At 43.4% G+C, this 25,039-nt stretch carries 21 protein-coding genes; 17 read left to right on the top strand and 4 right to left on the bottom strand.

Annotated elements, in window-relative coordinates; translation table 11 throughout:
• Positions 1-142 precede the first annotated feature (142 nt).
• Positions 143-790, top strand: coding sequence for a TetR/AcrR family transcriptional regulator (locus M301_RS13525; protein ID WP_013149347.1), 648 nt, complete (start codon positions 143-145; stop codon positions 788-790).
• 14 nt (positions 791-804) lie between these two features.
• Here the strand turns inward: M301_RS13525 and M301_RS13520 are convergent, their stop codons facing one another.
• Both M301_RS13520 and M301_RS13515 read right to left on the bottom strand, forming a co-directional pair.
• Positions 805-2,034 carry an MFS transporter gene (locus M301_RS13520; RefSeq protein ID WP_013149346.1) on the bottom strand — a complete coding sequence of 410 codons (1,230 nt, stop codon included), beginning with the start codon at positions 2,032-2,034 and terminating at the stop codon, positions 805-807.
• Positions 2,035-2,245: 211 nt separating this feature from the next.
• On the bottom strand, positions 2,246-2,866 hold the full coding sequence (locus tag M301_RS13515; protein WP_013149345.1) for a DNA-3-methyladenine glycosylase family protein: 621 nt from the start codon (positions 2,864-2,866) through the stop codon (positions 2,246-2,248).
• A gap of 123 nt (positions 2,867-2,989) precedes the next feature.
• Between M301_RS13515 and M301_RS13510 the strand changes: the two genes are divergently transcribed.
• From M301_RS13510 to M301_RS13455, 12 genes are all read left to right on the top strand, one after another.
• A complete protein-coding gene (locus tag M301_RS13510) occupies positions 2,990-4,192 on the top strand; it encodes an NnrS family protein (protein WP_013149344.1) in 1,203 nt (400 codons plus the stop codon).
• Positions 4,193-4,267: 75 nt separating this feature from the next.
• Positions 4,268-5,620 (top strand): GTPase HflX, encoded by a 1,353-nt coding sequence (gene hflX / locus M301_RS13505; RefSeq protein ID WP_013149343.1) that lies wholly within the window; start codon positions 4,268-4,270, stop codon positions 5,618-5,620.
• A gap of 236 nt (positions 5,621-5,856) precedes the next feature.
• The gene (locus M301_RS13500; protein ID WP_013149342.1) at positions 5,857-6,432 is read left to right on the top strand and encodes an ANTAR domain-containing response regulator; all 576 of its coding nucleotides are present in this window, start codon (positions 5,857-5,859) and stop codon (positions 6,430-6,432) included.
• Between the two features lie 280 nt (positions 6,433-6,712).
• Entirely contained in the window at positions 6,713-8,002 is a 1,290-nt protein-coding gene (locus tag M301_RS13495; RefSeq protein WP_013149341.1) for a CmpA/NrtA family ABC transporter substrate-binding protein, read from the top strand.
• Positions 8,003-8,049: 47 nt separating this feature from the next.
• Positions 8,050-9,027: a nitrate ABC transporter permease gene (gene ntrB / locus M301_RS13490; RefSeq protein ID WP_013149340.1), complete on the top strand. Its 978-nt coding sequence runs from the start codon at positions 8,050-8,052 to the stop codon at positions 9,025-9,027.
• A 47-nt stretch (positions 9,028-9,074) separates the two neighbouring features.
• Positions 9,075-9,911 carry an ABC transporter ATP-binding protein gene (locus M301_RS13485; RefSeq protein ID WP_013149339.1) on the top strand — a complete coding sequence of 279 codons (837 nt, stop codon included), beginning with the start codon at positions 9,075-9,077 and terminating at the stop codon, positions 9,909-9,911.
• A 55-nt stretch (positions 9,912-9,966) separates the two neighbouring features.
• Entirely contained in the window at positions 9,967-11,349 is a 1,383-nt protein-coding gene (locus tag M301_RS13480; RefSeq protein WP_013149338.1) for an alginate export family protein, read from the top strand.
• Positions 11,350-11,595: 246 nt separating this feature from the next.
• Positions 11,596-14,025, top strand: a complete 2,430-nt coding sequence (nirB, locus tag M301_RS13475; protein ID WP_013149337.1) for a nitrite reductase large subunit NirB — start codon at positions 11,596-11,598, stop codon at positions 14,023-14,025.
• 150 nt (positions 14,026-14,175) lie between these two features.
• Positions 14,176-15,381 carry a nitrate/nitrite transporter gene (locus M301_RS13470; protein WP_013149336.1) on the top strand — a complete coding sequence of 402 codons (1,206 nt, stop codon included), beginning with the start codon at positions 14,176-14,178 and terminating at the stop codon, positions 15,379-15,381.
• A 32-nt stretch (positions 15,382-15,413) separates the two neighbouring features.
• A complete protein-coding gene (locus tag M301_RS13465; RefSeq protein ID WP_013149335.1) occupies positions 15,414-17,108 on the top strand; it encodes a bifunctional protein-serine/threonine kinase/phosphatase in 1,695 nt (564 codons plus the stop codon).
• A 23-nt stretch (positions 17,109-17,131) separates the two neighbouring features.
• The gene (gene nirD, locus M301_RS13460; protein ID WP_013149334.1) at positions 17,132-17,461 is read left to right on the top strand and encodes a nitrite reductase small subunit NirD; all 330 of its coding nucleotides are present in this window, start codon (positions 17,132-17,134) and stop codon (positions 17,459-17,461) included.
• 67 nt (positions 17,462-17,528) lie between these two features.
• Positions 17,529-20,243, top strand: coding sequence for a nitrate reductase (locus tag M301_RS13455; RefSeq protein ID WP_013149333.1), 2,715 nt, complete (start codon positions 17,529-17,531; stop codon positions 20,241-20,243).
• Positions 20,244-20,291: 48 nt separating this feature from the next.
• Here M301_RS13455 and M301_RS13450 read toward each other — a convergent pair whose 3' ends face one another.
• Complete coding sequence (locus M301_RS13450) at positions 20,292-21,713, bottom strand: sensor domain-containing diguanylate cyclase (protein ID WP_013149332.1); 1,422 nt, start codon at positions 21,711-21,713, stop codon at positions 20,292-20,294.
• A gap of 383 nt (positions 21,714-22,096) precedes the next feature.
• Between M301_RS13450 and alkB the strand changes: the two genes are divergently transcribed.
• Entirely contained in the window at positions 22,097-22,735 is a 639-nt protein-coding gene (gene alkB, locus M301_RS13445) for a DNA oxidative demethylase AlkB (RefSeq protein ID WP_013149331.1), read from the top strand.
• Between the two features lies 1 nt (position 22,736).
• Here the strand turns inward: alkB and M301_RS13440 are convergent, their stop codons facing one another.
• A complete protein-coding gene (locus tag M301_RS13440) occupies positions 22,737-23,078 on the bottom strand; it encodes a cupin domain-containing protein (protein WP_013149330.1) in 342 nt (113 codons plus the stop codon).
• A gap of 111 nt (positions 23,079-23,189) precedes the next feature.
• On the opposite strand from M301_RS13440, the gene M301_RS13435 reads away from it, so the two are divergent.
• From M301_RS13435 to M301_RS13425, 3 genes are all read left to right on the top strand, one after another.
• On the top strand, positions 23,190-24,173 hold the full coding sequence (locus M301_RS13435) for an L-threonylcarbamoyladenylate synthase (RefSeq protein WP_013149329.1): 984 nt from the start codon (positions 23,190-23,192) through the stop codon (positions 24,171-24,173).
• Positions 24,174-24,298: 125 nt separating this feature from the next.
• Entirely contained in the window at positions 24,299-24,658 is a 360-nt protein-coding gene (locus tag M301_RS13430) for a hypothetical protein (RefSeq protein WP_013149328.1), read from the top strand.
• A gap of 94 nt (positions 24,659-24,752) precedes the next feature.
• Positions 24,753-24,971 carry a hypothetical protein gene (locus M301_RS13425; RefSeq protein ID WP_013149327.1) on the top strand — a complete coding sequence of 73 codons (219 nt, stop codon included), beginning with the start codon at positions 24,753-24,755 and terminating at the stop codon, positions 24,969-24,971.
• Positions 24,972-25,039 lie beyond the last annotated feature (68 nt).

The raw sequence follows: 25,039 nt of genomic DNA, 5'->3' as shown, positions 1-25,039 counted from the left end.
CCTTTTAGTTGATATGATGTAATAGCTGAAATATATTTTGTACCGTTTGGTAAATAAATAATAGAGCAGTAAAAATTATTTGTCAAATATATTTGTACCTAATGGTACAATATTATTTTTTCATGACCGTATGAGTGATGTGATGAATACAGAAGTCTCAACAAAAAACCAAACAAAAGACCTAAAGCCCGCGACTAAACAACGTGGTCGCCCGCCGTCATTCAATCAAGATGAAGCGCTAGAGAAGGCGCTTCATGTATTTTGGTTGCATGGTTATGAAGGCACTTCTATGGCAGAACTGACAGAAGCGCTTGGTATGAATAAACCTAGTATTTATGCGGCGTTTGGCAACAAAGAAGAGTTGTTTAGAAAGGCGCTGGCTAAGTATCTAGTTGGGACTGTGGCCTTTGTCTCAGAAGCGTTAAATCAGCCAACTGCCCAAAAAGTCATAGAAAATTTTTTGTTTGGAGCCGTTGAGCTTTTAACTAAGCCTAACAACCCACGCGGCTGCATGGTGGTACAAGGCGCGCTGACTTGTGGAGCAGGTTCTGCACAGATACAGCAGGAATTAATTAGCCGTAGGCAAAGCTATGAAAATGCTTTAAAGCAGCGCTTTGACTTGGCTATCACTCAAGGCGATTTGCCACCACAAAGCAATAGTGCTGCATTAGCCAAATACTTAGCGACCATGCATCAAGGCTTATCCGTACAAGCGACAAGTGGCGCCACTCAGGCGGAATTGACCGAGGTCGTTAATATAGCCATACAGAATTGGTCTGCAAAAAACTAGCTTGCTAAAGCAGGCTAATGCAGTTGATGCAGTTCCAGTTTTCTAAGTTGTGGCGCAGCTTTAGCCGTGACGGCAACGATGCCCAATGTCATCATTCCGCCAAATATTACTGATGGCACTAAGCCTAATAAACGCGCAGCTAAGCCAGATTCAAAAGCGCCTAGCTCGTTAGACGAGCCAATAAAAATCCCGTTGATGGCAGACACTCGACCACGCATGGCATCAGGTGTAGCCAACTGCAAAATCGTGGTACGCATCACCACTGAAACACCATCAAAAATACCAGAAAGCACCAGCATCGCGCCCGCCATCCAGATGTAGGTGCTTAAGCCAAAACAAATGATACATAAACCAAACCCTGCTACCGAAGCCAATAACCAACGCCCTGCGTGCAGATTGATTGGGTTTCGCGATAACCAGATGCCAGTCATGATTGAGCCGATGGCAGGCGCAGCGCGCAATATGCCCAGCCCTTCAGGCCCGTAGTGATAGATGTCGTGAATGAACGCAGGCAGCATTGCCACTGCACCGCCAAAGAGCACGGCGAACATGTCCAGTGAAAGCGCTCCCCAAACAATTTGATTATTAAATACAAAGCGCAAACCTTCGCCGATACTTGTGAATACAGACGGGCTGTCTGTTGGCGCGGCTGGTTCATCAATTTTAATTGACCACATCGCAATCGCAGCCGCTACACATAAAGTAGTTGCCATTGAGTAAGCAAACGTTTTGCTAGCAAAGCCAACCAGCAAGCCACCTATTGCTGGGCCAGCTATCAAGCCTGCTTGAAAGACTGAGCTGCCAATGGCGGAGGCTCTAGCATATTCTTCACGCGGCAAAATGATAGCAAATAAGGTGCTGTAGCTGGGTGCAATAAAGGCGCGCTCTATACCAGTCAGCATGATAGAGCCATAAATCCAGTAACTGGCTGATGCAATGTCACCGATTAATCCCATGGTCAGCATGGTGAGTGTGAGTGCGTTAACACCTAAAGCAACAGCCGCTAAAGTACCGAAAAATCGACGTGAGCAGTAATGATCAACCGCATGCCCTGCAAACAAGGCGCAAGTAAAGTACGGAACTACTTCAGCTAAACCAATCAATCCAAGTGCTAGTGTGTCGTGGGTAATTTCATAAATATGCCAGCCAACCGCCACCGCCATGATTTGGTAAGCCAATACCATGAGCATGCGGAAAGAAAGTAATTTAAGAAAAGCGTGATGATGACGAGTGAAAATATGCATGAATAAACTTATAACATTAAAACAAGTAACATTAAAACCAAATGAGATTAAAAAATGTGCAAAATAACTCTAAATGCTAAAATAGCCAGCAGTGCTGTGAATAAGGCAGTAAGGCTATGCAAATAGCTCGATGAGTCGTCATTGACCTAGTGTGACTCTGCCGATATAGATTAGGCGCACTAAACTAATTATTAGCTAATTTATAAAAACGCTATTTTGGCACACGCCACAAATACCAGCTAGCAATCGTGCGATAAGGGCTCCAAGTTTTGCCAATTTCAGTGATTTCTTTGCGAGTAGGCGCGACTTTTAGCTTCTTCAGTCGTTTATAACCTTGCACGACACCAAAGTCGTCAGCGGGGAGTACGTCCATACGCGCCATGGTAAACATCAGTAGCATTTCAACCGTCCAGCGGCCTATGCCTTTAAGCGTTACTAAGCGCAGAATTAAATCTTCATCAGCCATGCTGGCTGCTTCAGTTCGAGTTGGCACCAGCCCAGAAATCGCGCCTTCTGCAATACCTTGTATCGTCTCAATTTTACGTGCAGAAAATCCGCAAGCTCTCAGATTGACAAAATCTGTCGCTAATAATTGAGATGCTGCAGGAAAAGCGTCACCATAAATACTCAACAATCTTTTGATAATGGCATCGCCCGCTTTGGCATGTAGTTGCTGATATGCCACTGCACGTATTAAAGCCTCATAAGGCTCACGCGCTGGTTTAGGTTCAAATTGACACTCACCTACAGTCTCAATTAGCCGCGCCCAATCAGCATCTAAGTTAGTTAGAAATTTGGTGGCTTGTTGTAAATGGAGAGTACTTGTAAGCATTTACATATTCTTGCGCTGCATCAATAGCATAGATGAGTAATCAAGTTAGTATTATTTGCGCAATTGTATCAACTTGATTGAGTAAAATTCACAAAACTTTAGGCCGGAGCGATATAAAACGCTATGCAAATTCAAATCAATATACCTAATTCTGAAAGTGCAAAGAAACTCGCACTATTTAATCTTGGCTTTCGCCCATTCTTTTTAGGGGCGAGTGTTTTTGCCGTTATTTCAATGGCAGCATGGATGCTTGTTTATTTCTCTTATGTCTCCGTGAGTGTTGAGAATATTTCTATCAGTCAGTGGCATGCGCATGAGATGCTGTATGGATACGGCATGGCGGTGGTGGCTGGATTTTTACTCACGGCAATTAAAAATTGGACAGGGTTACCAACCGTGTTTGGTAAGCCGTTAATGGTCTTATTTGCGCTTTGGTGCGCGGCTAGATTGCTATTTTTGTTTGGTGCTGCGCTATTGCCTTGGGCTGCAAGCGCAGACTTATTGTTTGGCTTGATGTTAATTATCGCGATTGCCATGCCTCTCGTTAAGGCCAAGCAATGGAAGCAACTCGTGGTTGTCAGTAAAGTGATTTTATTGTGGGTTGGCAACCTCATTTTTTATCTTGGCTGCTTTGGAATACTCACAAGTGGAATGGCATACGCCATTAATGGCGCGGTCTTATTGTTTATCAGTCTGATTCTCATGATAGGCCGACGCGTGATTCCATTCTTTATAGAGCGCGGCACTGAAAGCCGAGTCCAGCTAAAGCAATATCAATGGTTAGACATCAGCATATTGGTATTTTTTATCGTGCTATTCATCAACGCAATTTTTATACAAATCCCTTATTTAACTGCTATGTTTGCGTGGACTTTGTTTACATTGAACGGCTACCGCTTATTCAATTGGCATACTGCTGGAATATGGCGCGTGCCTTTGTTATGGAGCTTGTACTTATCAGCTTGGTATATTAACGTTGGATTTTTCTTTTACGGATTACAAGCGCTATACAGTAGCCTATCTATTCTAACTTTACATCTTTTCACTATCGGTGGCATTGGCTTAATGGCGCTTAGTATGATGTCGCGCGTGGCTTTAGGCCATACAGGACGAGATGTTAGAAAGCCTTCTCGTTGGATAGGGTTAGCTTTTGCTGGCTTGGTTGTCAGCGTGCTATTTCGTGCCTTCGTACCGATGTTCGCATCGCAGCTTTATATGAGTTGGATGCTAGTGGCAGCCATGTTATGGATATTCAGCTTTGCCGTTTTTGTGGTGATTTATACGCCAATTTTGCTAAAACCAAGAGCCGATGGTGCATTCGGTTAAGCATTGATAATGCAGGTAATTTAGTGCTTTTAAGGTACTATCTGCCTTCGCTTAATCAATCAACATTATTTCCTCATGCAAAAAGAAGATAAAGAGCAACCTAATTACGCCATTGTGGCTGCAGTTCAAATTCCAAGTGTGACAGATATTGAGTTTGAAGCCTCGTTAAACGAGTTGCGCGAACTCGCAAAAACATTGGGATTTACGGTAGTTAAAACCTTTGTGCAAAAACGCGCAGGCTTTGATGTGACGGCTTATCTGGGTGCAGGTAAGCGGCAGGAAATACGTGATTATGTGAATAACGAATACGAAATAACCGAGGTCGATGAAGTCGCTGCGAACTTAGGTGACGTGGAAATCAATACACTTTTGGTTGACCACGAAATATCACCGTCACAGGCGCGTAATCTGGAGCTTGAAGTGGGTTGCGTAGTAATGGATCGCACTATGGTGATTCTAGAGATTTTTCACCGCAATGCCCGCTCGCGTGCAGCGCGTGCGCAAGTTGAGATTGCCCGCCTTGGTTACATGGCGCCACGTATGCGCGAAGCGGCGAAGTTAGCTGGTTCACAAGGCCGGCAACGTAGCGGCGAAGGTGGTCGCGGTGCGGGTGAGTCGCAAACCGAATTGGATAGACGTAAAATTCGTGACCGTATCGCCGAACTTCAGTTGGAAATTGTCGCGATGGATGCTGAGCGCAAAACGCAGCGTGCCAGACGGCAAGAGCGCCAAGGTATTGCCGGTATCGCCTTAGTGGGTTATACCAATGCAGGTAAATCGACCCTGATGCGTGCGCTCACTGGTAGCGAGGTATTGGTGGCCAATAAGCTTTTCGCTACATTAGATACTACAGTGCGCTCTTTATACCCAGAAAGTGTGCCTCGTATTCTTGTGAGCGACACCGTGGGATTCATTAAAAACCTGCCGCATGGTCTAGTTGCCTCGTTTAAATCAACGCTAGATGAAGCATTAGATGCCTCATTATTACTGCACGTAATTGATGCAAGCGACCCTGGTTTTGTGCGCCAGCTTGAAGTGACCAATGAAGTACTGGAAGAAATTGGTGCCGATGTTGTGCCGCGCCTACGTATTTTTAACAAAATTGACTATGTGGGAGATGCGGCAGCGCAAGCTGAGTGCGAAGCTACTCTGCGAGAAAAGTACCCAGATTGCATCGTGATGAGCGCAAAGCGACCTGATGATGTTGCTAAGTTGCACCAGACTATCGTTGCATTTTTTCAGCAGGATTTGATTGAGGCCGAACTTTTTCTACCTTGGTCAGCGCAGCAGTGGCGTGGAAAAATCTACGCAAGCTGCCAAGTACTGGAAGAGCGTTCAGATAACGACGGCGCATTTTTAATGGTTCGCGGAGAAGCAGAAGCTATCAATAAGCTGCGTGCGCAGGTTCAGGCTAGTACCTTAGATTAACTATTTAGATGATTAATTCTTGTCATAGATTAATCATCTAAAAATCAATAAATACTGCACCGTGCACCAAAGTGGGGTGGTGAAGTTGCACCTTCTGCGTGCGTGCACAGATAAATCATTAGTTTTAGAAACTCACATTTTAGATAAATACCTAATAAAATCATTGTGATAGCCTTTATTTAAAATATTGGCATGCTAATTGCTTTTATTTAATCGAGCATTAAAGATAAGTTGCCATGTTAAAAGTAATGATTGTTGATAACGATTTGGAGCGTACCAAACCACTCAAGCAATCATTGCTAGATACGGGGTACGAAGTAATCGCACATCTTAAAGATACGGTTAACTTAGATGATGCCTGTTGCGAGTTGCAGCCAGATATTGTGATTATAGATACTGACTCACCAAGCCGCGATACGTTAGAGAATATTTGCGTGATGACCATGAACGACCCGCGGCCGATTATGATGTTTACGCATGATGGTGATAAAGAACAAATTAAGTTGGCAACGCAAGCAGGTGTGTGTGCTTATGTAGTGGGTAGCATACCGAATGAACGTTTGCAGCCAGTGATAGATGCGGCAATCGCGCGTTTTGAAGAGTTTAAGAATTTACGTGTTGCTTTAAATGAAGCAAACACCAAGTTAAGTGAAAGAAAGTTAGTCGAACGTGCAAAAGGCTTGATTATGAAGCAGCGTAAGATTGATGAAGATGAGGCGTATAACTTATTGCGCTCCATGGCGATGCAAAAACATATGCGCATCGGTGCATTATCAAAGCAAATTATAGAGGCAGCAGAGTTGCTGCTTTAGTTAGACGGTAATGAAGTAGGTTAACGATTATATTCAATGGCGAATATGACTGTTAACAAAAGTAACAAATTTAGAGCCAAAGCTGGCTCAAATTAAATGTAATTCAAGGCAAAGGCGTCTTGGTAATCGATTGATTCTCTGAAGAAGAGTTGATTGCTTACCAGACGCCTTTTTTGTTGCCCGGAAATAGCACTACAAGTTTTAAGTAACGATTTTTTAAAATGCAGGTTTAGATGGTTTTAAGTTTAGACAGTTTGATTAATTCAGGAGATTAAAAAAGATGAATACTAACGATACAGCACTTAATCTAGATGTTAAGCCAACGGTAGATAGTAGCCGTCGTGACTTTTTTCGCACGACGATGGCAGGCGCGTTTGGCGCTGCGGCAGTGATGGGTATTGTGCCAAAAGGTATCAGTACTAACGCTTATGCAGCAGGTTCAGATGCCCCAGAAATTACTGAAGTGAAAATTGGTTTTATTCCTCTGACTGACTGCGCACCGATTGTTGTGGCTGCAGAAATGGGCTTTGATAAAAAATACGGTATCAAAATCACGCCATCAAAAGAAGCCTCTTGGGCAGCGATTCGCGATAAAACAGTGAATGGTGAGTTACATGCAGCTCACGTGCTATATGGCTTGGTGTATGGCGTGCAACTGGGTATTGGCGGTCAACAAAAAGACATGGCTGTGTTGATGACGTTGAACCACAACGGTCAAGGCATTACTTTAGCTAATCAGCTAAAAGATAAAGGCGTTAAAGATGGCCATAGCCTAAAACGCCTTCTAGATAATGAAAACCGCGATTACACATTTGCGCAAACTTTCCCAACGGGTACACATGCAATGTGGCTTAACTACTGGCTTGCGGCAAATGGTATCAACCCAATCAAAGACGTTAAAACTATTGTAGTTCCTCCACCACAAATGGTTGCCAATATGCGTATTGGCAATATGGATGGTTACTGCGTAGGTGAGCCATGGAATGCTCGCGCAATTTATGACAAAGTCGGCTACACCGTTGCTACCTCTCAAGACATTTGGGTAGATCACCCTGAGAAAGTATTGGGAACTACAGCTGAGTTTGTGGCTAAAAACCCGAATACTTCACGTGCCATGATCATGGCAATTCTAGATGCTTGTCGTTATATCGAAGCAACAGAGAATCGTGCAAAAGTCGCTAAATTAATTTCAGGCAAAGCGTATGTGAATGCGCCTGAAGAAGTGATTGCTGGCCGTTTTGTGGGCGATTACGACAATGGTATCGGTAAAAAATGGAAAGATCCTAACTTCATGAAGTTCTTTGAGGATGGCAAAGTGAACTTCCCATACTTGTCAGACGGTATGTGGTTCTTAACACAGCACAAACGTTGGGGCTTGTTGAAATCAGATCCAGATTACTTAGCGGTTGCTAAGAAAATCAATCAAGTACAGCTCTACACCGAAGCAGCAACGCAATTAGGTATTAGCGTACCAAAAGATGTGATGCGATCAAGCAAGTTGATGGATGGCGTGGTGTGGGATGGTAAAAATCCAGCGGCCTATGCTGCTTCATTCAAGATAAAAGCATAAAGCTTTTTAAAAGAAACTCAGTTTAAAGAGACACTCAGGAGCCAATTATGAGCGCGACTAGTATAAGTAAAGAAAGCTTAAAAGCCATCATGCAAAGTAAAGAAACTGTTGTAAGCAAAGGAGCTGCTATGGCTGATACAGAGAAAGTAGTGATTGCCGAGGCAGCAAAAGCAGAAGCTGCAAAAACTGAAGTGGCAAAAGTAGTGACCAAAAAGAGTAGTGCGCTATTGAGCAATAAGCCAAGTAAACGCAAAGCACAAATCTATAGTGTTTTGAATGTGGTTTTGCCGCCAGTATTTGGTGTTTTGCTGCTACTTGCAGTTTGGACATTGATCTCTCATCAATCGCCTAATTTGCCAGGCCCGCTCAAAACTTGGTATTCAGCGATTGAGTTATTTAGCGATCCGTTTTATGTCAATGGGCCAAATGACCAAGGTGTGGGTTGGAATATTCTAGCTTCGTTACAGCGTGTGGCTTTAGGTTTTAGCTTGGCAGCGCTAGTGGGCATTCCGCTTGGCTTCATTATTGGTCGCTTTGAGTTTATGTCTCGTATGACCTCGCCTATCATCAGCTTATTGCGCCCTGTTTCACCGTTAGCTTGGTTGCCAATTGGTCTGCTAGTGTTCAAAGCAGCCAATCCAGCGGCGATTTGGGTGATTTTTATCTCAGCGATTTGGCCAATGATTATCAACACCTCCGTAGGCGTTAGTAAAGTGCCGCAAGACTATATGAACGTGGCTAAGGTGCTTAATTTAAGCGAGTGGAAAATTGTGACTAAAATTCTTTTCCCATTCGTTTTACCTTACATGATGACAGGTGTACGCCTTTCTATCGGCGTAGCGTGGTTAGTGATTGTGGCTGCTGAAATGCTAACAGGCGGTGTGGGTATTGGCTTCTGGGTGTGGGACGAATGGAATAACCTGAATGTAGAACACATCATTATCGCAATTTTTGTAGTAGGTATTGTCGGCTTGCTTTTAGAGTTCGCGCTGACACAAATCGCCAAAAAATTCAGTTATGAGTAATTTGTTTGCTAACTAATTAAATTTTAGACATTACTTTAGGAATGATCATGGAAAAAATACTGAACCCAGAAAAAGCAAATGCTGATAGATATGTGCAATTAGAGAATGTTGATATGACATTCTCGACCAAAAAAGGTGACTTTAACGCACTAAAAAATATCAACCTGAGCATTAAAGAAGGTGAGTTCATTTCAATCATCGGGCACTCTGGTTGTGGAAAATCAACCGTATTAAACCTGATTGCAGGGTTAACACAGCCAACAGAAGGCTTGTTGTTTTGCGCAGGTCGTGAGATTGCAGGACCAGGACCAGAGCGTGCGGTAGTTTTTCAAAACCACTCACTACTGCCTTGGTTAACCTGTTATGAGAACGTGTATTTAGCAGTAGAGCGCGTATTTGGTGCAAGTGCAGATGCAAGCGAAAGCAAAGTACAACTTAAAGCGCGTACTGATGCAGCATTAGAGTTAGTCGGCTTAACACACGCAACAGATAAGCGCCCGAATGAGATTTCAGGTGGTATGAAGCAGCGTGTAGGCATTGCCCGTGCTTTGGCGATGGAGCCAAAAGTGTTGTTATTAGATGAGCCATTTGGCGCATTAGATGCTTTAACTCGCGCAAATCTGCAAGATGAGCTCATGAAGATTATGGCTAAAACTGGCTGTACAGCGGTAATGGTGACGCACGATGTTGATGAAGCCATTTTATTGTCTGACCGCGTAGTGATGATGACTAATGGCCCATCAGCCGGCATAGGTGAAATTTTAGAGGTGAACCTACCTCGTCCAAGAGCGCGTTTAGCATTAGCCGAAGACAAAGACTACAACCATTTACGTAGTGAAGTATTGCGCTTTTTGTATGAGCGCCATGCTAAAAAAGCAGCATAACCACATAATAAATATAATGAATATACAAAATCAACATCTTACTAAAGGGAATAATATGAAAATCAATTCTACATTTAAGCTTAATTTAATGATGGCTTGCACAACTTTAGCGCTTGCGAGCATGGCGCAAAACGCTTATGCGGAAGAAGAAGCTGTTGCGGAACCTGAATATACTTTTCTTGATTCAATTAAGGAAGGTAAGCCAATGACCAGCTTCAGGCTGCGTTATGAAAATGTGCAACAAGATGGTAACGGCCCTGCAGGAACGCCATTTGCAACCAAGCCACTTGAGGATGCTAATGCTTTTACCTTACGCAGCTTAATTGGCTGGCAAACATCACCATTTCACAACTTTAGTTTTGCAGCCCAAATCATTAACGTGACTAAGTTAAATGATAACTATAACGATGGCACAAGCTTCACGCCTATTAATGCGGCATCAAATCAGCCTGATAATTCAGGTTATGCCAAAGTGGTAGATCCTGATCAAACTAATATCAATCAAGCTTACATTGACTGGACTGGCATTAAGAACACCAAATTCCGCTTGGGCCGCCAACAAACCAATTTAGACAATGTACGCTTTATTGGTGATATTGGTTTTAGACAAGTCATGCAAGTGTTTGATGGTGTTTCTGTGACAAATAAATCTATCCCTGATACCAGTGTATACGCTGCACACTTTGAATCAGTCAACCAAATCAATACCAGATACCGTACTGCGGGTGCGTTAGATATTGTGAATGCTAAATATAGCATTTCAGGGACAGAGGGCTTAACGGGTTATGGATACTTCTCAAAATTTGATGACTTAGGTTTTGGTAATGCTTGGTTTGGCGCTGGCAATCCTTCAGCTAATCAATCAAATAAAACTTTAGGTCTACGTTTGGATGGTACTCATCCATTCAGTCCAAACTTTAGAGCAGCTTACACGGCTGAGTATGCCAAACAAACGGATTATTCAGGTGGTGACAGTCGCATTGATGCGCATTATTTGAAGCTAGGCGGTGGCGTTGGTTTTGATGCGTTTAATATCCGCCTCGACCAGGAAACCCTCTCTAGCAATAATGGTAAATTTGCGTTTCAAACACCATTTGGTACGAATCACTTATTCCAAGGCTGGGTCGATAAGTTTCTAGCGACGCCTAGGCAAGGTATTAAAGATACCTTTGTTACTGCAACTTATCGTTTAGATGATTTCCTATTCTTTGCTGATTACCATGTGATTAATTCTGATGTAGATTTCGCTAAAGTCGGTGGAGGTACTGGAGATAAGTACGGTAAGGAGTGGAATGCGGCTGTCACATATAACGTGAATAGTAACATTATGACTAAGCTTGAATACGGTAAGTTTACTGAGAGCGACCAATATGTAGCTACTGCTAGCCGTATTCGTGATACCGAAAAGCTTTGGTTAACTGCAATGTACACATTCTAAGGCGATTTAATATCAGTTTAAAAAACAATTATGTTTAGTTACTTATGCACCATGATGGATTTCCATTTTGGTGCATAAGTACGTTTGTGGGCTTAATTCAAAGTTGATTTATTAAATATATAAACATAAGCATTTGTATTTAAATGAGATTTAAATTCTCTTGTTTATTGGTATAGATATTGCTTTTATGGGTCTGTGACTTTGAATTAATGCACCAAAAAATCTAACTGAAAAGATGATTGAATTATGCAAAAAATGAAATTAGTAGTAGTTGGTAACGGCATGGCGGGCATGCGTACAGTAGAAGAGTTGCTGAAAATTGCACCTGATATCTACGATATTACCGTGTTTGGCGATGAGCCTTATCCTAACTACAATCGCATCATGCTATCGCCAGTGTTGGCGAACGAGCAAACGATTGACGATATTATTCTAAATACGCGTGAATGGTATGCTGAACATAACATTACGCTGCATACCAATGCGCGCATCAACAAAATTGATCGTAAAAACCGCGTGGTTTATGCTGAAGATGGTACCAGTGCGGAATATGACCGCTTGCTTTTGGCTACTGGTTCAAAACCATTTATGCCGCCGATTCCAGGCAATCAGCTTGAAGGCGTTTTGGGATATCGCGACATTAAAGATACTAACGACATGATCGCCGCTGCAAAAAAATACAAACATGCTGTCGTAGTGGGTGGTGGGTTGCTTGGTTTAGAAGCCGCTAATGGCTTAAGTATTCAAGGTATGGATGTGACTGTCATTCATAGAAACGAATGGTTATTAGAGAAGCAATTAGATAAAACTGCAGGCATCATGCTGCAAAAATCTTTAGAAGCTAAGGGTCTTAAATTCCATCTGTCTACCAATACGGAAACTATCGTTGGTGATGAAAGCGGTCGTGTTAAAGCGGTTCGTTTTAAAGAAGGTTTTGAATTACCTGCTGATTTATTAGTATTGGCTGTTGGTATTCGTCCTAATTTCGCACTCGCTGAATCTGCTGGTATCCACTGTGACAAAGGTGTGGTGGTGAATGACACCATGCAGACTTTCGATCCACGTGTGTATGCCGTGGGCGAATGCGTTGCGCATCGCGGTATTTCATACGGTTTAGTTGCGCCATTGTTTGAAATGGCAAAAGTTTGCGCAACACATTTGGCTAATTTTGGTATTGGTTTATATAAAGGTTCTGTGACCTCTACAAAGTTAAAAGTGACAGGGATTGATTTGTTCAGTGCTGGCGACTTCACTGGTGACGAAGAAACAGAAGAGATTGTTTTGCACGATGCAGTTGGTGGGGTATACAAAAAACTCATCATCAAAAACGACAAAATCGTTGGTGGCGTGCTTTATGGGGATACCACGGACGGTTCGTGGTATTTTCAAATGCTTAGGGATGGCAAGCCTATCCATGAGATTCGTGATCACTTAATGTTTGGCCCATCTGCGATTGGTGATACCGGTCATCAAGGTCAAAACCAAGCATCTACCATGACCAATGAAATGGAAGTATGTGGTTGTAATGGCGTGTGCAAAGGCACTATCGTCAAAGCGATTCAAGACCAAGGTTTATTCACTATTGATGATGTGAAAAAACAAACTAAAGCAGGTTCAAGCTGTGGTTCATGCGTTGGCCTAGTTGAGCAGATTTTAGCTTCGACTTTAGGTGGTGGTTATGCACCACCGTCAACCAGCAAAGCGGTTTGCGGCTGTACCGATAGGAATCATGAAGAGGTTCGTGCAGAAATTCGCACACACAAATATTTAAACATTCCAGATGCGATGAAGGGCATGGGATGGCGCACGCCAAACGGTTGCGCAACTTGCCGACCAGCACTGAATTATTACTTGCTTTCTACTTGGCCACATGAGGCTCAAGATGATCCGCAATCACGCTTTATTAATGAGCGTGTGCACGCCAATATTCAAAAAGATGGTACTTATTCAGTGATTCCGCGTATGTATGGTGGCGTGACTACACCAGATCAACTGCGCAAAATCGCCGATGTGGCGGATAAGTATGCAGTGCCTATGGTGAAGGTCACAGGTGGTCAGCGTATTGACTTGCTCGGCGTGAAAAAAGAAGACCTGGTCGATATGTGGGCAGATTTAGATATGCCTTCTGGCTACGCTTACGGCAAAAGTATTCGTACGGTTAAAACCTGCGTGGGTAGTGAGTTCTGTCGCTTTGGTACGCAAAATTCTACGCAAATGGGTATTGATATTGAAAAAGCATTTGACCACATGTGGGCCCCACATAAAGTTAAATTTGCTGTTTCAGGTTGCCCGCGTAACTGTGCAGAATCTGGCATTAAGGACGTTGGTATTATTGCGGTGGATTCAGGTTGGGAAATCTATGTAGGTGGTAACGGTGGTATCAAAACCGAGGCTGCACAATTCTTATGTAAGGTAAAAACGTCTGACGAAGTACTGGAGTATTCAGGTGCTTTCATTCAGGTTTACCGTGAAGAAGCTCGCTACTTAGACCGCACTGTGCATTGGTTGGAGCGTGTAGGTTTGGAGTATGTAAAACAACGCATACTCGAAGATGTAGAAGGCCGTAAAGCTGCTTATGAGCGCTTGATTTATACCTTACAAGGTTCTGTAGACCCTTGGGCTGAGCGGGTAAAAAATCGTGATAAGCATAAAGAGTTTGAGATTATTGAGGTTTAAAAACCTGCTAACAGCAATGGAAGGTCGGACTTAAGTTCGCCCTATTTCACTCACGTGGCATCTCGACTTGAATTATCTAGATGCTACGTGAGAATGGTAAAAGTTGTCATGTGTTACGTAACAAGATAATGAGTTCAAAAAGGAAATATGATGCAAAAAAGTTTTTGGCAAGTAGGACATAAACCAACGCTGTTTTCAGCGTTTCTATACTTTGATTTAAGCTTTATGGTGTGGGTATTACTTGGGCCATTAGCGGTGCAAATCGCGGCTGATTTACATTTGTCACCTGCACAAAAAGGTTTGATGGTGGCAACGCCAGTATTGGCCGGCGCACTGTTACGTATTGTCATGGGGGTGTTGGTTGATCAAATCAAACCAAAAATGGCTGGTTTAATCGGTCAAATTATTGTGATTTTAAGTTTGCTAGTGGCTTGGTTGCACGGCATACAAAATTTCCAACAAGCGTTAATGTTGGGCATAGGTTTGGGTTTTGCTGGTGCGGCGTTTGCTGTTGCTTTGCCACTAGCAAGCCGCTGGTATCCGCCAGAGCATCAAGGTACCGCGCTAGGTATTGCTGGTGCTGGTAACTCAGGTACCGTGTTTGCTGCATTATTTGCACCAACTCTAGCAGTCGCTTATGGTTGGAATAATGTGTTTGGTTTGGCGTTAATTCCGCTTGGTATTGCGATGTTTGTTTACATCATTTTTGCAAAAGACAGCCCAGATGCACCACCAGCTAAGTCACTCAGCCAATACGTGGCTATTCTGAAGGACAAAGACGCTTGGTGGTTTATGTTCTTTTACAGCGTAACCTTTGGTGGTTTCGTTGGCTTGGCTTCATCACTGACCATCTACTTTAATGACCTTTACAGCTTAGGCGCAGTTAAAGCAGGTTACTGTACGGCGGCATGTGTATTTGCTGGCTCGCTAGTTCGCCCAATTGGCGGCATGGTAGCCGATCGTATTGGTGGTGTTCGCACACTATTGACTATGTACAGCATTGCAGCTGTTTTGCTAGTGATTATGAGTTTTGGTCAACCGACTTATCAATTAGCACTTGCGATTATTATTCCTGTGATGGCGATTCTAGGTATGGGTAATGGTGCTGTATTCCAATTAGTACCACAACGTTTCCGAAAAGAAATCGGTGTGATGACTGGCTTGGTTGGTATGGCTGGCGGTGTAGGTGGATTCTACCTTGCGGCAAGTTTAGGCTACTTTAAACAAACACATGGTAATTACCAAGTTGGTTTGTTGATATTTGCGGGCTTGGCTGTGCTAGCCATGATAGGTCTAACAGGTGTGAAAACTAGATGGAGAACCACTTGGGGTAGTGTGACAACAGCCAAAGTTTAAGTTGAGTAATAATAGCGCTGTAAAATAACCCAATGTCATTAAAATTTGAAATAGGCCAATCAAGCCTAACTGGTCCGCGCGCACGTAATGAAGATTACGTGGGTGTGGTCACCCCAGCGAGTGCGCAGTTAAGCATCAAGGGTGCACTGTTGGCGGTGGCGGATGGTGTCAGTGGTAACGCGGGTGGTGGCGAAGCCTCTGAAATGACCATGCGCACGGTGACCTCAGATTACTACGCCACGCCAGACACATGGGAACCACTGACGGCGTTAGATAAAGTGCTCACAGCGGCCAATCGCTGGTTAATCGCACAAGCGAATGCAAACCGCGATATGGTAGGTATGGCGACGACGCTTTCACTATTGGTGTTGCGCGGGCAGCGTTATTATTCAGCTCATGTGGGCGATACGCGTATTTATTTGCTGAGAGATGGCAAGTTAAAGCAACTCACTACTGACCACGTGTGGGATAGACCTGAAATGCGCCATGTTTTAAAGCGCGCGGTTGGTTTAGATCGACATTTAGAAGTGGATTATGCGGATGGTACGCTTCAAGTCGGTGATGTATTTGCTTTGATGAGCGATGGTGTTTGGGATGTATTGGGCGAGCAAAATATTCATAAAACGATGGCGCTTTATGATAGTCCGCAAATGATTTGCGACGAACTCACCAAATTAGCCATTGAAAAAGGTAGCGCCGATAACAGCACGGCGGTTGCCGCTAGAATTACGCAACTTGGCGAAGAAACCCTTTCTGAGTTGTTAGCTGACGGTAAACACCTAGTTGTGCCAAATAAATTGCAGGTAGGCGAAACCATAGACGACTTTGAGGTGACCGAAGTTTTATATGAGTCTCGTGCAAGTTTGCTATACAAAGTTCGTCACCTTAACAGTCGGCAGCTTTTTGTATTAAAAACATTGCAGCCCTTATTAGCCAATGATGTCGATAGTTGTAATTGTTTGCTTAATGAGGAGTGGCTGGCAAAGCGGGTAGTTTCTCAATACGTGCCGCAAGTATTTCCAGTAGCCGCAGAGAAACGCAGCAAGCTTTATTACGTGATGAGCTGGCATGAAGGCTCGACACTACAACAGCGCTTAGATAGCGGGCATCATTTCACTGTAGCGGGCGTGGCTAAAGTCGGTATTGATTTGTTACGCGGTATTGCTGCGTTGCACAGGCTCAATATCGTACATCGAGATATTAAGCCTGATAACATTCACCAAGCGACGGATCAACGATTGCGTATTTTGGATTTAGGTGTAGCCTTAAGTAGTATGATTGTTGCCACGGAGATGACGCAAAACCCTGGTACACCAAGCTTTATGGCACCAGAGTTATTTGATGGTACGCCAGCCACAGTGCAGAGTGATATTTATGCAGCAGGTGTCACGCTTTATTATTTGCTTACACGTAAATATCCGCACGGTGAGATTGAACCGTTTCAACGTCCAAAATTTGGTGAGCCGATTCCACCGACAAGATATAGGCCAGACATACCATATTGGCTAGAGAATATTATTCTTAAAGCCATTGCGCGAGATATAAAGGTGCGTTTTGAAACAGCAGAAGAGATGCTGTTAGCACTTGAACATGGCGAGTTAAAGCCAATTTTGGCGCCAGCACGCACGCCGCTTATTGCACGTGCCAGATTAGTTAAATGGCAGTGGATCGCAATTTTTTCATTTGTTGTTAATTTGTTGTTAATTTATTTATTAGTTGTTTCGTAAGCTTGAATTAAGGTCAAAAAATCATGAGTAATTGGGTAAAAGTAGCGCCATTTGAAGACATTCCAAAATTAGGCGCACGCGTAGTTCGCACAACAAACAAAGACAATGTCAGCATTGATATTGGCGTATTCCGTTTAGAAGATGACCGCATATTGGCCGTCAATAACAGCTGTCCACATAAAGGTGGTCCATTGTCAGAAGGCATCGTATATGGCGATAAAATTGCTTGCCCGCTACATAGCTGGAAAATCAGTTTAGTCGATGGCAAAGCAGAAGAGCCAGATGTTGGTGAAACCGCGTGTTTTAACACCAAAGTTGAAGATGGCGTTGTGTACCTAGAGTTAAAGAACTAGTCAAATTAGAACTAGCCTAACTAAGACTCACATTCCTAAAAGAACCAAATTTAAAGTTCAGCTAAAAGTGATTAAAGAAACCAAATCGACTTGTTGTTACTGCGGCGTTGGCTGTGGTGTCATCATATCTAGCCAAAATGACAAGATTATTGACATCAAAGGTGACCCTAATCACCCCGCTAACTTTGGGCGCTTATGCACCAAAGGAGCTACGCTGCATCTTACTGCCAAGCTTGATAATCGCCTGCTTTATCCTGAGATGCGTTTAACGCGTGAGGCAACGCGCAAACGTGTTTCTTGGGACGACTCGCTTAATTACTTAACTGAGCAATTTGCGCAAACTATAGAAAAACACGGGCCTGATTCCGTTGCTTTTTATATTTCAGGTCAGTTACTAACTGAAGATTATTATGTATTCAACAAGCTCGCCAAGGGTTTGATTGGTACTAATAACGTTGATACTAACTCACGTCTTTGTATGAGTTCTGCAGTCACGGGCTACAAAGCCACACTGGGTTCAGATGCGCCGCCAGCTTGTTATGAAGATATAGACTCTACCGAATGTTTATTCATCACGGGTTCAAACACCGCATTTGCGCACCCTATTATTTTCCGCCGCATTGAAGATGCTAAGAAAAATAATCCAAATCTAAAAATTATCGTGGTTGACCCGCGTCGTACCGATACTGCGCAAGCAGCAGATTTGCACCTTGCTATTTTGCCGGGCACTGACGTCGCTTTATATAACGGCATGTTGCACGTATTGCTGTGGGAGGGCATGCTTGACATGGCTTTCATCAATGCCCATACCAACGGCTTTGATGCGCTAAAAGACACCGTGCGTGAATACACACCAAAAATGGTGGCAGACATTTGTGGCATTAAAGAAGCGGACATTATCACGGCGGCTAAATGGTTTGGTAAAGGCCCTAGCCTTTCTATGTACTGCATGGGTTTGAATCAAAGCATACACGGCACAGATAAAAATGCAGCCTTAATTAACTTGCATTTAGCTACAGGCCAAATTGGTAAGCTCGGCGCTGGACCATTCTCACTGACAGGTCAACCTAACGCAATGGGCGGACGTGAAGTTGGCGGCATGGCGAATTTATTATCTGCTCACCGCGATTTAGCAAACCCAGAACATCGCGCAGAAGTTGCCAAGTTTTGGGGTGTAGAAAGCGTACCAGCAACGCCAGGTAAAACGGCGATTGAAATGTTTGATGCCGTGAAAGACGGCAGTATTAAAGCCATTTGGATTGCCTGTACCAATCCTGCACACTCTATGCCAGATGTGAATAATGTAATTGCCGCCCTACAAAACGCGGAGTTAGTGGTGGTGCAAGATGCGTATAACAATATCGACACCAATCAATATGCCGATGTGTTGTTACCTGCCAGTACTTGGGGCGAAAAAGAAGGCTCAGTGACTAATACTGAGCGTCGCATTACTCGTGTGAATCCTGCAGTTTCAAAACCAGCGGAAGCGCGGCATGATTGGGCGATTATGGTGGATTTTGCACAACGTTTAGAAAAACGTTTGGCTAAGAGTTCTAACTTATTTCCATATACAACGACTGAAGAAATCTTCAATGAACACCGCGAAACCACGCGTGGCCGAGATTTGGATATTACCGGCTTAAGCTACGGCTTGCTTAACGAGCAAGGCCCACAACAATGGCCATTCAAGGCTGGTGATACTACTGGCGCAGCGCGTTTATACACTGATGGCGTGTTTCAAAAGCCAGACGGTAAGGCGCAGTTTGTCAATGCTATCTACAAAGGCACTGCAGATAAAACTGATGCGCGCCATCCACTGCATTTGCTCACAGGCCGTTTACGCGACCAATGGCATGGTATGAGCCGCACAGGTACGGTGGCGCAACTGTTTAACCATGCCGAAGAGCCTGTGATACAGATGAGCGCCGATGACATGATGCGCCGTTCAATCAAAAATGGTGACATCGTCAAAGTCAGCAATAAGCGCGGTAGTTTAGTGCTGGCTGCGCAGTTGTCTGATGAAGTGCAAGCGTCACAAACCTTTATAGCGATGCATTGGGGCAGTCAGTTCATGCACGGCTTGGGCGTGAATGCATTAATGCCGCCGACTTTTGATAAAACATCAAAACAGCCAGAACTTAAACACACCGCAATTAAAATTGAAAAGCTAGAGTTACCGTGGCGCATGACCGTGATGCGCACCATTCAGAACCTAGACATGCTGGAAAAAGTTCGTGGTTTATTAGCGAATTTTGACTATGCGACTTGTGGTTTATTTGGTCGAAAAACTGAACACCATGTAGGCATGCTGATTCTACGAGCAGCCCACACACAAGCGCCAGAAAGCGGATTGATAGAGCAGATTGACCAAATACTGGCGATGACTGATGACATGCCATTGCTCAACTATCAAGATGCAAAACGCGGCATAAGCAAACGCATTTTAGTCACTAATGATAGCGGCAAGCCAGAAGTCACAGGTGTGCGCCTGGTAGGTGAAACGCTCGCTACCGATTGGCTGAAAGAAGTCATGACTTCAGGTGAGTTTACCGCAGAACTTCGCCGCTGGGCACTCGCACCACTTAGCACCCCGCCAGCAGGACAACGCAGCCGCGGTAAGATTATCTGCAATTGTTTAGATGTCGCGGAAAACGATATTATCGAAACCATACAGCTAGGCGCAGATTTGATTACCCTGCAAAATAAACTGAAATGCGGCACAGAATGCGGCTCCTGCGTGCCTGAGCTTAAACGTTTAGTCGCGGCAAATAGCAAACATTAGCTATTTATTAGCTGTATTGATATTGTGCAGATGCCAGTACAGTGATTTTTAAAGGATGATTGAGCCATCATAAAGTCGAATTAAATTTCGACCTTCATCTTTGGCTTTATACATCGCAGCATCAGCCCATTTCATTAGGTCAATTTGGCTTGCGTGGTCTTTAACAAAGACAACAGCGCCAATACTTGCCGTGCACTCAAGCTCTACCACTTTATCTTTCTGCCCAGTATGAGTGACTGTGAGTAAGTATGGCTTAGATAATACGTCTAGTATTTTTTCAGCGACCAATTTAGTTTCTGAAATTGACTCCGCTTCATCCAGGCTTAACTCACTCAGTATCACAACAAACTCATCGCCACCAAGGCGAGCAACCGTATCAACTTCTCTAATGCAGCCTTTTAGCCGGCTGGCAGCTTCGATCAATAGTAAATCACCTGCTTGGTGACCATGTGCATCATTGATGGGCTTAAAATTATCTAAGTCTAGAAACATGAGTGCGCCGTAGTACCCACTTCGTTTGCTGGTTGAAATGGCTTTGGTTAACCTGTCACCTAACAGGCGTCGATTGGGTAACTGCGTCAACGTGTCATAAAAAGCAAAATTGCGCACTTGCTCTTCCATATTCTTGCGTTCAGTAATGTCTGTATGCGTTCCGCACATGCGAGTGGCTTTATGATCGGCATCCCATGAGACTACCTGCGCTTGATCAAGCACCCACTTGTATTCACCGCTTTTTGTGCGCATGCGGTACTCAAGTGCATGCATTTGAGTACGGCCTTCAATATTGTCTCGAACTGATTGCCACGCCATTTCACGATCATCCGGGTGAACAAAATCTGCCCATTGCCTAACTGTAATTTCAATATTACTTAATTCATAGCCCAGCATCTCTGCCCAACGCTCATTTCGAGTCACTATATTATTTTTTATATCCCAATCCCAAAATCCAAGTTGGCTGGCTTTTAATACCAGTTGCAGTCTCTGCTCACTTGCATGTAGCGCAGCCTCAGATTTTTTATACTCATCAAGTTCAATCAGTGAAGCTTGAGCAGCTTTTAATGCTTCATACGCATTTAAATGCTCATAGACTTCTTTGTCGTATTGAGATGGGGAGGGTAATTTAAGAGCTTGGGGAGTGATATAGACCAATGCGATTGCGGTAACCACTGAAATCGAGGCAGTTACAGCCTTCATGCTGGCATCTACCCAATAAATAGGATTCCAAAAAGTCACAATTTCTAGCAAATGCGTGGTGCCGCATGAAAGAATAAAAGCGCTAAATAGCAAGAAAATCCCACGAAATTGTAAGTCTTTTCTTCGCCAGACAAAGTAAGTTAAAGTTACAGGAATTGAATAGTAAGCAAGCACAATGGCAGCATCGGATAATACATACAGCCATAGGAGAGTCGGCGACCAGTTAATACAGTATCCATGTGGCAGCAAATTGCTTGTATTAAGTAATATTGACATGATTAAATTCCAAAAACAAAGTCATCACTAGTATGGTTTAAGTCTGTAGTTTGAATCGTTACTAACTTCAGTAATTAGCGCTTATCTCATTTATCGTTTTTATTGCTACAAATAACACCTATTCCATTCTAAATAGCAGATGGAAAGGCTTGGCATGTAAGGGTTATGGTGATGATTTAATTTAAACAATTTGTAACAATGGTTTAAATTTTATGTATATATAGCATTATTTCGGCAGTTTTGCGAATAAATTTAGGGTACTTCAGTGAAGCGTCCGCCAACTGTCTCGAAATTGAATCGCTAATATCTTAATAAACTCAATAAGTTGGTTTGGATAAAACGGCTTTGTAAGCGCGCCAAGTGTTTTAATTAAAGGAAACCTGATGGATTTATTTGAGAATATGCAGCCAAATAAGCTGGAAATCGTTAAAGATGCCTATCTGCTAAAACGTTATGCATTAGCGAATGAAAAGCCACTATTGATGGATTTGGCGCAGGTTATTAGCCAAGCGCCCTTGCGACATATGATGACAAAAATGGGTTTCGCAATGTCTGCTGCCATGACCAATTGTGGGGAATTGGGTTGGGTAAGTGATAGACAAGGTTATCGCTATGATATGAAAGATCCAGCCACAAATGCAGCTTGGCCGTTAATGCCCGTCAGTTTTCAGCAACTGGCTACTTTTGCAGCAGCAGAGGCAGGATTTGATGATTTTGTACCAGATGCTTGTTTAATCAATCAATATCAAGTGGGGGCAAGCATGGGCTTGCATCAGGATAAAAATGAGCTGGATTTCAATCAGCCGATAGTGAGTGTTTCATTGGGAGTGCCTGCAGTCTTTCAGTTTGGTGGCTTAACTCGAACGGATAAGACTCTCAAAATCCCGTTAGTGCATGGTGATGTTGTTGTGTGGGGCGGTCAGTCGCGTCTTAATTTTCACGGAATAGCACCACTGAAAATGAACACGCACCCTATTTTGGGTGCGTATCGGTATAACCTGACTTTTCGAAAAGCTGGTTAAATTATAGTTTTAACGCTGCTTTGATGCGTTTGAATGTTTGAGTAACGATGTTGCCGTCTAATTGATAATGCTTATGAAGCGCCTGCTTAACTTCCCAAGTGATTTTCACGCCAGCTGGAAAAGTCACTAAATCACCCTTGCCAAACGTAACAGTAGTACCGCAGCATGTTGTGACTACACATTCTCCTTCTAGAATGTAAGCAATTTCTTGCTCTGGGAATGACCATGGAAAAGTTGACACTTCTTTTTGCCAAGTTGGCCATTTGCTCACGTTAAGCGTATCAAGTTTTGATTGCGCTGGCTTATGTTCTACGGTGATTTCTTTAACTGGCGTTTGTTTCATGATGGCTTCTTAATGAATAGAGATGCGCTATTTTAACGTATCGCAGGCAAATGATGATTGTTAAGTGACATAAGTAGTAAAATAGTCGTTTTGTATCAGCAATTATTTTATATGCGCATTAGTTTAGACGAGGCTGCAAGAAGGCTTCAAAATGGCGAAGTCGTGGCGATTCCTACCGAAACCGTTTACGGCTTGGCAGCAGACGCGACGAATGATATTGCGTTGCAGAAAATATTCACAACAAAGCAGCGCCCTGCTGATCATCCGCTGATCGTGCATATTGCCGATATTAGTCAGGTCACTGAATGGGTCACAGACTTTCCTGAAGTAGCGGTTGAATTGGCTAAAGCCTTTTGGCCAGGTGCTTTGACCTTGATATTGCCAGCAAAGCATCATGTTTCACGTGTGGTACGCGGCGGCGAGCCAACCATCGCCTTGCGTGTGCCAAATCACCCTATTGCACTTGAATTGCTAAAGCTAAGCAAATTAAGCGTTGCGGCTCCCTCAGCCAACTTATTTACACAACTTAGTCCAACCACGGCGACTCACGTTGAGGTTGGCTTAGGTGCGGATGTCCCGGTGCTGGATGGTGGTGCGTGCCAAGTGGGTATTGAATCCACTATTGTGAGCGTTGCTGCAGATGGTCAATGGCAACTTCTACGTCCGGGTATGATTAGCGAAGCGGATATCGCCAAAGTTGCAGGGCGACCGCAGAGAAAAGTGGTTGAATCTGATAAAGCTGCAGCTACGAGCACAACCCCCAAAGCGCCAGGTCAGCATGCTTTGCATTACTCTCCACGCACACCATTATTTTTATTTAAAGATAGAGCTGCTTTAATTGTTACTTCTGAGCAATTAATAGCAGCAGGCAAAACCTGTGCTGCCTTGTTAATTGGCGATGGCGATATGCCTCAATGTCATGTCGCGCATTTGTCTAATCAGCCAGCAGAAGTGGCGGAGCAGTTGTATGGCGCTTTGCATCAGTTAGATGCGTTAAAAGTGGATAGCTTATTGGTTGAGTTACCTCCAGATACTTCTCCTTGGGCCGCGGTGTTGGATAGGTTAAGCCGCGCTGGCTTTAATAAACATACTTAAGTTTGGTAAAAATACTTAGTAAGGTGTTTTGATCAGTATACCCCTTAATTTTTATGCATAAATGTCTAGCGCATGTGTATGATTTGGGTTTGCAATAAGTACGGTAAATTTTAAGGGTTCAAGATATGACAAAAAAATTAAATCAATTGATGATCGTGGCAAGTTTAATTGCGATGCAGCCATCCTGTAGTTCTTTTAGTCTTAATCCTTTCAGTGCGAGTGGGCAAGAGCAATCACGCACACCACAAAACGCAATTGCCTACGCATGTGATGAAGGCAAACAGTTTTATGTGCGCATGCAAAATAATGGTAACGATGCTTGGTTGATTTATCCTGACCATGAAGTGAATTTAACCAAATCTACCGACAATAGTAATCGCTTTACCAGTGGCGTGATTACGTTGTTGATTAATGGTGACGCAACGACCTTAAACGATGGTGAAAAGGTCGCTTATACAGGTTGCAAGGCACAAGTCAAAAAGTAACTTAGCAATACTATTTAAGTCTTGCTTACATATCTAAAATGGCGTAATTTAACACTTCATCTTTGTTTCTTGTATTAACTATGGAGGTTTCACCATGGATAATAAATACGGTTTGGGTAGCACTAAAGTGGCTACCGAGCATCATGAAACACACCACAAAGCGCCAGTTGAAACTGCTAAGCACTGTAAGTTCTGCGGCAGTGCGGATTTGGTGTTAAGCCCAACTATGCATGACCATCGTTGCGCGCAATGCGGAGAGTTACAAAACGATGTGCCACAAGGCTACTCTTCAGGAAGAAGTAGTGATTTTTAGGCACTAAGTTGACATTGTTTGCCTAGCATCAAAGACAAGTCCAACATTTCTTCTATAAACACGTAAAA

This window comes from Methylotenera versatilis 301, assembly GCF_000093025.1.
In the GTDB taxonomy this organism is placed as follows: Bacteria; Pseudomonadota; Gammaproteobacteria; order Burkholderiales; family Methylophilaceae; genus Methylotenera; species Methylotenera versatilis.
The sequence above is the reverse complement of the archived record's forward strand: the minus strand, read 5'-3'. Positions and strand labels throughout refer to the sequence as shown.